The sequence below is a fragment of the Mesorhizobium sp. M1A.F.Ca.IN.020.04.1.1 genome (assembly GCF_003997315.1).
Lineage (GTDB): Bacteria > Pseudomonadota > Alphaproteobacteria > Rhizobiales > Rhizobiaceae > Mesorhizobium.
In genome coordinates this window covers 1-9,031 of sequence record NZ_RZSN01000207.1, presented here as the reverse complement: position 1 = coordinate 9,031, position 9,031 = coordinate 1, and the positions used below count along the sequence as shown (strand labels likewise).

The 9,031-nt window shown below is 67.5% G+C and carries 11 protein-coding genes; 10 read left to right on the top strand and 1 reads right to left on the bottom strand.

Features of this window, described 5'->3' with window-relative positions; translation table 11 throughout:
- The 5 genes from EOA49_RS27765 to EOA49_RS27745 all read left to right on the top strand — a co-directional run.
- On the top strand, nt 1–383 hold a 383-nt coding region (locus EOA49_RS27765), incomplete at its 5' end, for a cobaltochelatase subunit CobN (RefSeq protein ID WP_206520232.1).
- Nucleotides 380–1,741 carry a precorrin-3B synthase gene (cobG, locus tag EOA49_RS27760; protein ID WP_127241201.1) on the top strand — a complete coding sequence of 454 codons (1,362 nt, stop codon included), beginning with the start codon at nt 380–382 and terminating at the stop codon, nt 1,739–1,741. The genes EOA49_RS27765 and cobG, both read left to right, overlap by 4 nt.
- 3 nt (nt 1,742–1,744) lie before the next feature.
- Nucleotides 1,745–2,377, top strand: coding sequence for a precorrin-8X methylmutase (locus EOA49_RS27755; protein WP_067323345.1), 633 nt, complete (start codon nt 1,745–1,747; stop codon nt 2,375–2,377).
- Nucleotides 2,374–3,132, top strand: a complete 759-nt coding sequence (locus tag EOA49_RS27750; RefSeq protein WP_127241202.1) for a precorrin-2 C(20)-methyltransferase — start codon at nt 2,374–2,376, stop codon at nt 3,130–3,132. The genes EOA49_RS27755 and EOA49_RS27750 overlap by 4 nt, the downstream gene beginning before the upstream one ends.
- A complete protein-coding gene (locus tag EOA49_RS27745) occupies nt 3,129–3,893 on the top strand; it encodes a precorrin-3B C(17)-methyltransferase (RefSeq protein WP_127241203.1) in 765 nt (254 codons plus the stop codon). Before EOA49_RS27750 ends, EOA49_RS27745 begins: the two co-directional genes overlap by 4 nt.
- On the opposite strand, the gene EOA49_RS27740 is transcribed toward EOA49_RS27745, so the two are convergent.
- Complete coding sequence (locus EOA49_RS27740; RefSeq protein ID WP_095802025.1) at nt 3,857–4,624, bottom strand: cobalt-precorrin-6A reductase; 768 nt, start codon at nt 4,622–4,624, stop codon at nt 3,857–3,859. The genes EOA49_RS27745 and EOA49_RS27740 overlap by 37 nt on opposite strands.
- A gap of 1 nt (nt 4,625) precedes the next feature.
- On the opposite strand from EOA49_RS27740, the gene cbiE reads away from it, so the two are divergent.
- The 5 genes from cbiE to EOA49_RS27715 all read left to right on the top strand — a co-directional run.
- Nucleotides 4,626–5,867: a precorrin-6y C5,15-methyltransferase (decarboxylating) subunit CbiE gene (gene cbiE, locus EOA49_RS27735; RefSeq protein ID WP_127241204.1), complete on the top strand. Its 1,242-nt coding sequence runs from the start codon at nt 4,626–4,628 to the stop codon at nt 5,865–5,867.
- Nucleotides 5,864–6,250 carry a cobalamin biosynthesis protein gene (locus EOA49_RS27730; RefSeq protein WP_095801993.1) on the top strand — a complete coding sequence of 129 codons (387 nt, stop codon included), beginning with the start codon at nt 5,864–5,866 and terminating at the stop codon, nt 6,248–6,250. The genes cbiE and EOA49_RS27730 overlap by 4 nt, the downstream gene beginning before the upstream one ends.
- Nucleotides 6,247–7,011: a precorrin-4 C(11)-methyltransferase gene (cobM, locus tag EOA49_RS27725; RefSeq protein WP_095801994.1), complete on the top strand. Its 765-nt coding sequence runs from the start codon at nt 6,247–6,249 to the stop codon at nt 7,009–7,011. The genes EOA49_RS27730 and cobM overlap by 4 nt, the downstream gene beginning before the upstream one ends.
- Nucleotides 7,008–7,823, top strand: a complete 816-nt coding sequence (gene cobA / locus EOA49_RS27720; RefSeq protein ID WP_164746847.1) for a uroporphyrinogen-III C-methyltransferase — start codon at nt 7,008–7,010, stop codon at nt 7,821–7,823. The genes cobM and cobA overlap by 4 nt, the downstream gene beginning before the upstream one ends.
- Nucleotides 7,820–9,031 (top strand): cobyrinate a,c-diamide synthase (locus tag EOA49_RS27715; protein WP_127243472.1); only part of this gene is annotated, 1,212 nt, incomplete at its 3' end. The genes cobA and EOA49_RS27715, both read left to right, overlap by 4 nt.

The following is a 9,031-nucleotide window of genomic DNA, read 5'->3' as shown; positions in this document are numbered from 1 at the left end:
AGCCAAGGCCGCGATCGGTCGGCGAAGCCGTGTCGCGCGTGGTGCGGGCCCGCGCCGTCAATCCGCGCTTCATTGCCGGGCAGATGCGCCACGGCCCCCGCGGCGCCTCGGAATTCGCCGAGACGGTCGACCGCCTGGTCGGCTTCGCCGAGACCACGCATGCCATATCGGGCGCGCTGATCGAGGCGGTGCACGACGCCTATATCGGTGATGCGGAAGTCCGAGCCTTCTTGCTGCGCGAAAATCCCGCCGCCGCGAAGGTCATCGCTGAGCGATTCCTGGCTGCGCGACGGCGCGGTCTCTGGCATCCGCTCAGGAATTCCATCGACGACGATCTCACGGCCTTGATCGCCGAGGCGCAGGCAAGCGAGGTGGCGGCATGAACGCCTTCTCGCGTCGTGGCGCCTGCCCCGCGTTGAGCGCGCCGATGCAGACCGGCGATGGCCTGCTGGTGCGGCTCAATCCGGTTCCTGGAGGGCTTGCACCCAAGTCGCTGATCGGTCTTTGCGAATCCGCCTTGCGCCACGGCAACGGCATCATGGAAGTGACCGCTCGCGGTAGCCTGCAGATCCGGGGCCTGACCGCAGACAGCGCTTGGCCGCTGGCGGCGGAAGTGGATGCGCTGGGCATCGCGGTGCGGACGGGCGTGCCGGTGGAGACCGGGCCGCTCGCGGGTATCGACCCGCAGGAGATTGCAGATTCGCGCCCCGTGGCCGATCGGATCAGGCTGGCTATTGAAGAGGCGGGGCTGACGCCACGGTTGGGGCCGAAGGTGTCCGTGGTCGTCGACGGCGGCGGGCAGTTGGCTGTGGATGCGCTGACGGCTGACGTGCGGCTGAAGGCGGTGCGGACTGTGGCCGGCGTCCAGTGGAGCGTGTCGGTTGCCGGTGACAGCCAAAGCGCGAAGTCACTCGCCACTGTTGACGAGGATACGGCGCGCAACATCGCGGTGGCTGCACTAAGGATGGTGGCCGAAAAAGGCCGCGAGGCGCACACGCGGGATTTGTCGGACCGGCAGTTGGCTTCGCTCGCAGGCTGGCATTCCTTCGCGCCCCCCTCTGTCCTGCCGGACATGTCCGGCAGGACAGAGGGGGGCGCCGTAGGGCGTCAGCATTCGCCCATCGGCCTCTTCGACCTGAGCAGCAGCCACGCCCTCGGCATCGGCCTGCCCTTCGGAAGTATGCCGGCGCAGAACCTCATCGACCTCGCCGCCAGGGCCTCCGATCTGGGCTCGGCCGAAATCCGCATGGCCCCAGGCCGCACCCTACTTTTCCTCAACCTCTCCCCATTCGCCAGCGCCTCTCTCCAAGCCTCCGCGTCCGCCCTCGGCTTCATCACCGCCCCCACCGATCCGCGCACCCGCATTGCCGCCTGCCCCGGAGCGCCCGCCTGCGCCTCCGGCCGCATCGCCACCCGCGCCATCGCCGAAGAAATCGCAACGGAAAGCCCCGATCTCTTCGATGCCTCCCTCACCCTCCACATTTCCGGCTGCGCCAAAGGCTGCGCCCATCCCGGCCCAGCGGGGCTCACCCTGGTCGGCGACGAAAACGGAGCCGGACTTGTCGTGGACGGGACGGCAAAGACCCTTCCTGCCGGATACAGGCCGGGCTATGACGCCGCGCGCGGGGTCGCCGGCATTGCGGCGGCGATCCGAAACGCACGGCATCCCGGCGAGACTGCCGCCGCTTGCCTCACAAGGCTCGGCGCGACTGAGATCGCCGAACTCTATCGACGGAACTGAAGAATGGCCGCCTACGACTATATCCATGACGGGATGGCGATCTACGAGCGCTCTTTCGCCATCATCCGCGCCGAGGCGGACTTGTCGCGCTTTTCCGAGACAGAGGCCGATGTCGCGATCCGCATGATCCACGCCTGCGGCCAGGTCGAGGCAGCCAGCCAGTTCGTGTTCTCCAGCGGTTTCGTTGAAGCGGCCCGTGCCGCCCTTGCCGCCGGGGCGCCGATCTTCTGCGATGCCGAGATGGTCGCCCACGGCATCACCCGTGCCCGCCTGCCGGCCGGAAACGAGGTGATCTGCACGCTGCGCGACCCGCGCACCGTCGATATCGCCAAGGAAATCGGCAACACGCGCTCGGCCGCCGCTATCGACCTTTGGAGCGAGCGCATGGCAGGTTCGGTGGTCGCCATCGGCAACGCACCGACCGCGCTGTTCTATCTGCTCGAAAAACTGCGCGACGGCGCGCCGAAGCCGGCCGCAATCATCGGCATGCCGGTTGGTTTCGTCGGTGCTGCCGAATCCAAGGATGCACTGGCGGAAAACTCCTACGGTGTGCCTTTCGCCATCGTGCGCGGCAGGCTGGGCGGCAGCGCCATGACGGCCGCAGCACTCAACGCATTGGCGAGGCCAGGCCTGTGAACGCTTTCCCCAAAGGCCGGCTCGTCGGCGTCGGCACCGGTCCCGGCGATCCGGAGCTGTTGACGCTGAAGGCGGCGCGCGCGCTGGCCGAGGCTGACGTTGTCGCCTATTTCGCCAAGCGCGGCAACAACAGCAACGCGCGCGCCATCGTCGAGGCGCGCTTTCGCCCGGATATGGTCGAGCTGCCGCTGCTCTATCCGGTGACGACCGAGATCGACAAGGATCACGACGACTATCGCTCGCAGATCACCGATTTCTATGAGCAGTCCGCCGAACAGGTCGCCGGGCATCTCGGCGCCGGCAAGATGGTGGCCGTGCTGTCGGAGGGCGATCCGCTTTTCTACGGCTCCTATATGCATCTGCACGTGCGCCTCTCGCACCGATTCCCGACAGAAGTCATTCCCGGTATCACCGCCATGTCCGGCTGTTGGTCGGCGACCGGCCTGCCGATCGTCCAGGGCGACGATGTGCTGACCGTGCTTCCCGGCACGATGAGCGAGTTCGAGCTGACGCGACGGCTGGCCGATACCGATGCCGCCGTCATCATGAAGGTCGGCCGCAATCTGCCGAAGATCCGCCGCGCGCTGGAAGCGACCGGCAAGCTGGCGAAGGCCGTCTATGTCGAGCGCGGCACCATGCCGGGCAGCGTCTCGATGCGGCTCGCGGAAAAGCAAGACGACAAGGCGCCCTATTTCGCCATCGTGCTGGTTGCCGGCTGGTCGGCGCGTCCCGGAGCTCCCGGAGCAAAGCCATGAGCGGCCGCCTCACCGTGATCGGCCTCGGTCCCGGCAATGCCGATCAGGTCACGCCGGAGGCGATCCGCGCCGTGACGGAGGCTTCCTTCTTCTATGGCTACAAGCCCTATCTCGACCGGCTCGAGCTGCGACAGGATCAGACCCGCATAGCCTCCGACAATCGCGAAGAGCTAACCCGCTCGAACGAGGCGCTGGCCAAGGCAGCCGAAGGTCACAGCGTCGCTGTCGTATCCGGCGGCGATCCCGGCGTATTCGCCATGGCGGCCGCCGTCTGCGAGGCGATCGAAGCCGGCCCGCCAGAATGGAGGTCAATCGAGCTCGCGGTCGTCCCCGGCGTCACCGCCATGCTCGCGGTCGCCGCCCGCATCGGCGCGCCGCTCGGCCATGATTTCTGCGCCATCTCGCTCTCCGACAATCTAAAACCCTGGGAGCTGATCGAGCTGCGTCTGCTGGCGGCGGCCGGGGCCGGCTTCGTCATTGCGCTCTACAATCCGATCAGCAAGGCGCGCCCCTGGCAGCTCGGCCGCGCCTTCGAATGCCTGAAGGCCATTCTGCCGGGCACCACCCCCGTGATCTTCGGCCGCGCCGCCGGCCGGCCCGAAGAGCGCATCGAGGTGTTCCTGCTCGCCGACGCCGATGCCGCAAAGGCCGACATGTCGACCTGCGTCATCATCGGCTCGCCCGAGACCCGCATCATCAAGCGCGGCGACAAGCCCGCGCTGGTCTACACGCCGCGTTCGGCAACTGGGTCGAGAAAATGATCGACCATCGCAGCCAGCTGATCGACGGTCTCGGCCGACGCAACGTCAGGCAGCGGCGGCCTGCGCACCATGATCAACTCGATGCCGAGCGCGCGCGCCGCGGCGATCTTGCCGTAGGTCGCCTCGCCGCCGCTGTTCTTCGAAACGACGGTATCGATGGCGTATTTTTCAAGCAGCGCGCGCTCGTCCGCTTCGGGGAACGGCCCGCGCGCCAGAAGGTAAACTGCGTCAGGCACAGCCAGCTTTGGCTCGATCGGGTCGACGCTGCGAATGAGATAGCGATGCTGCGGAGCGGCCTCGAACGCGCCGGCTTCCTGCCGGCCGATCGCCAGCAAGACTCGTCGCGGCGCCGTGCCAAGCGCCTTGGCCGCTTCAGCGACGCTCTCCACGAAAGTCCAGCGATCACCCGCGACAGGCTCCCAGCCGGCACGCCGCAGCGCAACCATCGGCACGCGGGTTTGCCTGGCCGCCTCAGCGGCATTGGCCGACATACGGGCCGCGTAAGGATGCGTGGCGTCGACCACCAGATCGACCTGTTCCCGATGGAGGTAGGCGGCCAATCCCTGCATGCCGCCAAAGCCGCCGCTACGCATGGGCACGCCTTGCGCCATGGGGCTTTCGGTGCGGCCGGCGAGCGACAGCGTGATCGAGAAATCCTTCCGGCGAGCCAGCTTGCCCGCCAGCTGCCGGGCCTCCGTGGTTCCGCCGAGAATCAGAATACGGTGGGTCATCATGCCTGCTGAGGGTTCGCGCGCTGCCAAGCCGGTCGCAAGATGGCTGACCATCGTCGGCATCGGCGAGGACGGTGTAGCGGGTCTGGGCGACGAGGCCAAGCGCAGGATCGCCGAGGCCGAAGTCATCTTTGGCGGCAAGCGGCACCTCGCGCTCGTCTCAGACTTGGCCAAGGGCAAGGCGCGACCGTGGCCGACGCCGTTCGATGCCGAGATGCATGATGTGCTGGCGCTCGAAGGCAGAAGCGTCTGCGTGCTGGCTTCCGGCGACCCGTTCTTCCACGGCGTCGGCGTCACGCTCGCGCGCAAAGTGAAACCGGATGAGATGCTCGTCCTGCCGGCGCCGTCATCGCTGTCGCTAGCCGCCTCCCGTCTCGGCTGGGCGCTGCAGGATGTCGAAACCATCTCGTTGCATGGCCACTCGATCGACCTCCTCCGCCCCCTGCTCCACCCCGGCGCACGTATCCTTGCGCTCACATCCGACAGCGACGCGCCGGTCGCCATCGCCGCGCTGCTCGACGAACTCGGCTTCGGTCCGTCGCGGTTGACGGTTCTCGAAGCGCTTGGCGGCCAGGGCGAAACGCGCCACGCTGCCCGCGCCGACGCCTTCGATCTCAAAAACATCAATCCGCTCAACGTGCTGGCGCTCGAAATAGAATCGACTCCGGATGCGCGCATCCTGCCTTTGACCGTCGGCCTTGCCGATCATCTGTTCGAGCATGACGGCCAGATCACCAAGCGCGAGATCCGCGCCATGACGCTGTCGGCGCTGGCGCCGCGGCGCGGTGAACTGCTCTGGGACATCGGTGCCGGCTCCGGCTCGATCGGCATCGAATGGATGCGGGCTCACCCTTCGATGCGGGCGATTGCCATCGAAGCCGACAGCGAGCGCGCCGCCCGCATCCATCGCAACGCCGCGCATTGCGGCGTGCCCGGTCTCGTCGTCATCGAAGGCTCGGCGCCGAAAGCGCTGGCAACACTGGCGACACCAGACGCCATCTTCATCGGCGGCGGCGGCAGCGATGCCGGCGTGCTGCAGACAGCGATCAAGTCGCTGCGCGCCGGCGGCCGGTTGGTCGCCAATGCTGTGACGCTGGAAATGGAGGCGCTGCTGCTTGACCAGCATACCAGGCGCGGCGGCGACCTTCTGCGCATCGCCCTCTCGCGTGCGGCGCCGGTCGGATCCATGCAGGCCTGGCGTCCGGCCATGCCGGTCATGCAATGGAGCTGGGTAAAGCCATGATGGTCGCGGGTATCGGCTGCCGGAAGGGTGTGATGGCGCGCGACGTGCGCGCCGCGATCGAGACCGCGCTCGAAGCGCATGGGTTGCCAAAGACCGCGCTTTCAGCGCTGGCAACGGGCGAAATGAAACGCGACGAGCAAGCGATCTTTCTTGCCGGTCGCGACCTCGACCTGCCCGTGCTCGTCGTCTCCGACGACGCCTTGCAAACCGTCTCATCCGGCACGATCAGCCAATCCGAATGGTCGCAGGCTCACGCCGGCACGCCGTCGGTTTCGGAAGCGTCGGCCCTGGCCGCGGCCGGCAAAGAGGCGAAACTGCTTGGACCACGTACTGTTCTTGGTCCTGTTACCTGCGCCATCGCCCTTGGTGGAGGCCCAAAATGACCGTCCATTTCATCGGCGCCGGCCCTGGTGCTGCCGACCTCATCACCTTGCGCGGCAGCCGCCTGCTGGCCTCCTGTCCGATCTGCCTCTATGCCGGCTCGATCGTCGCGCCGGAACTGCTCGAACACTGCGCGCCCGGCACAAAACTGATCGACACCGCGCCGATGTCGCTCGACGAGATCGAGGCCGAATATCTTGCCGCCCACGAAGCCGGCCAGGACGTCGCGCGCCTGCATTCCGGCGACCTTTCGGTGTGGAGCGCAGTGGCCGAGCAGATCCGGCGGCTCGAGAAGCGCGATATCCCCTACACGCTGACGCCGGGCGTGCCTTCCTTCGCGGCGGCGGCGGCGGCGTTACGGCGCGAGCTTACCATTCCCGAGCTCGGGCAGAGCCTCGTGCTGACCCGCGTCTCCGGCCGCGCCTCGAAAATGCCGCCCGGCGAGACGCTTGCCGGCTTCGGCCGCACCGGTGCAACTCTAGCCATCCATCTCGCCATCCATGCCATCGCCCGCATCGTTGCCGAACTCACGCCGCTCTACGGCGCAGAATGCCCAGTGGCGGTCGTCTTCCGCGCTTCCTGGTCGGACGAGCGCATTCTGACCGGCACGCTGGGCACGATCGAGGCGCAGCTTGCGCAAAATCCGATGGAGCGCACGGCGATCATCTTCGTCGGCAGCGCATTGGCCGCGCAGGATTTCGGCGAGAGCTCACTTTACGACGCCCACTACCAGCGGCGTTTTCGCGGACGGGACGGATTGTGAACGCCAGCACCAACAGAAACGGACGGGCAACGGTGGAGCAGGCGCTGGCGCGGCTGAACTTCAAGCCGCGCGCGCTGGAGCCCGGCCATGTCTGGCTGGCCGGCGCCGGCCCCGGCGATCCCGGCTGCCTGACGCTCGAAGTGCTGGCGGCACTCGGGCAGTGCGATGCGCTGGTCTATGACGCGCTGGTCTCGCCCGATGTCGTCGCGGTTGCTGCAGGCGCGGAGCTCTTCTACGCCGGTAAACGCGGCGGCCAGCCCTCGATGAAGCAGGACGACATCAACGCCCTGCTCGTGCGGCTGGCGCGCCAGGGCTGCCGCGTCGTGCGGCTCAAGGGCGGCGATCCCTATATTTTCGGCCGCGGCGGCGAAGAGGCGTTGTCGCTGGCACGGGAAAACATACCATTTCGGGTGCTCTCCGGCCTCACCTCCGGTCTCAGCGCATTGGCCGCCACCGCCATCCCTGCCACCATGCGCGGCATCAACAAGGCGGTCATCCTTGCCACGGGCCATGCCGCCGGCACCGATGACGACATCGACTGGGCCGCAATCGCGCGCACCGGCCAGCCGGTCGTCATCTATATGGGCATGGCCAATCTGCCGGTGATAGCGGCAAAGCTGCTCAGCGGTGGCCTCGCGCCGTCGACGCCTGCCGCCGTGATCGTCGCAGCGACCACGCCGCAGGAGCGCATCGTTGTCGCCACGCTCGCCACAATCGCCGAGGAGGCCGCTGCCGCCGGGCTCGCCTCCCCGGCGCTGATCGTCGTCGGCGGTATCGTCGCCATGCGCGCGGCACTGGCGGGCGGGGCATGACGGCGCGCGCGATCATCATCGGCGCGCCGCGCTCCGGCTCGGGCAAGACCAGCGTCACCATAGGCCTGTTGCGCGCGCTTGCCCGGCGCGGGCTGAAGGTGCGCGGCGCGAAGTCCGGACCGGACTATATCGATCCCGGCTTCCATACCGCCGCCACCGGCCTCTCCGGCGTCAATCTCGACAGCTGGGCGATGCCGCCTTCCCTGCTCAACGCGCTGGCGAACCAGGCAGCGTGTGGTGCCGAGTACGTGATTCTCGAAAGCGCGATGGGCCTTTTCGACGGCATTCCCGCGCCGGAAGGCCGTTCGGGTTCGGCCGCCGATCTCGCCCGGCTCTATGGCCTGCCGGTGCTTCTGGTGCTCGACGTTTCCGGTCAGTCGACCACGGCCGCCGCCGTCGCCAAGGGTTTTGCCACCTACGATCCGGATGTGCGCATGGCCGGCGTCGTGCTCAACCGCCTCGGCAGCGAGCGCCATCGCCGGCTGGCGGGCGACGCGATCGAGGCCATCGGCCTGCCGGTGGTCGGCGCCATCATGCGCGATCCGACGCTCAACCTGCCGGAGCGGCATCTCGGCCTCGTCCAAGCAGGGGAGCACGAGAACCTCATGGCGCATCTCGACCGGCTTGCCGACATGGTCGAGAAGTCGCTCGATATCGACGCCATTCTCGCGCTGGCGAGCCCGCTCGAACCCACGGCCGGCGACTTCGGCGAGGCGTTACAGCCGCCAAGCCAGCGCATTGCACTGGCCGAGGACGCCGCCTTCACCTTCCTCTACCCGCATGTCGCCTCATACTGGCGAAACGCTGGCGCCGAGATCGTGCCCTTCTCACCGCTTGCCGACGAAGCGCCGAGCCAAGATTGCGATGTCTGCTGGCTGCCAGGCGGTTATCCAGAACTGCATGCCGGCAAGCTTGCGGCCGCTGGCAACTTCCGTGCGGGAATGGCCCGTTTCGCCGCGACCAAGCCAGTGCATGGCGAGTGCGGCGGCTTCATGGTGCTGGGCGAGGTGCTGGAGGATGCGGACGGCGAGAGCCATAAAATGCTTGGCCTGCTTGGCCATTCGACCAGCTTCGCCAGGCGCAAGATGAACCTCGGCTATCGCGAGGCGCGGCTGCGCGCCGGGTGTCCGCTTGGCAGCGAAGGCATGCTCATCCGCGGCCATGAGTTCCACTATGCGCAGATCGCCGCCACAGGCAATGACGAGCCG